Source organism: Gordonia sp. GN26 (assembly GCF_054823965.1).
Genome location: NZ_JSYC01000152.1, coordinates 1 through 678 on the forward strand (window position 1 = coordinate 1; position 678 = coordinate 678).

Here is a 678-nt window from a genome sequence, read left to right on the forward strand (position 1 = left end):
CGGCCAGAACAACTCCCACACCGACACATCAAACGACACCGGCGTCTTCCACAACACCACATCATCACCGGTCACCCCGAACAACGACTGCATCCACCCCAACCGATTCACCACCGCCCCATGCGACACCGTCACACCCTTCGGCCGACCCGTCGACCCAGACGTGAACAACGTGTACACACCCACCAACGGCGACAACACCCCCACCTCATCCACCACCGCACCCAACTCCACACCACCATCAACACCCGAAACACCCGACCCCACACCACAATCCACCACCAAACGCTCCACACCAGAAGGCACCACCACCTCCTCAGACCCCCGCGTCAACACCACACCCACACCCGCCGTCGACAACATGTAACCCACCCGCTCAACCGGCGCATCCACCTCCACCGGCACATACCGCCCACCCACAACCACCACCGCATGCACCGCCACCAACAACTCCAACGACCGCGACATCACCACCCCAACAGCAGAATCCACCCCCACACCCACACCCAACAACCGCCGCGCAACCCCCGCCACCAAACCACCGAACTCCCCATACGACACCACCCGATCCCCACACCACACCGCCACCTGCGACCCCGACAACCCCACCCGCTCAGCCACCACCGAACCCACCGAACGACCACCCCACCCCAACTCCACCACCGCACCCCGAGACCA

At 63.9% G+C, this 678-nt stretch carries 1 protein-coding gene; it reads right to left on the minus strand.

Features of this window, described 5'->3' with window-relative positions:
- Positions 1–633 (minus strand): AMP-binding protein (locus OK17_RS21205; protein WP_461418671.1); only part of this gene is annotated, 633 nt, incomplete at its 3' end.
- Positions 634–678: the final 45 nt, after the last annotated feature.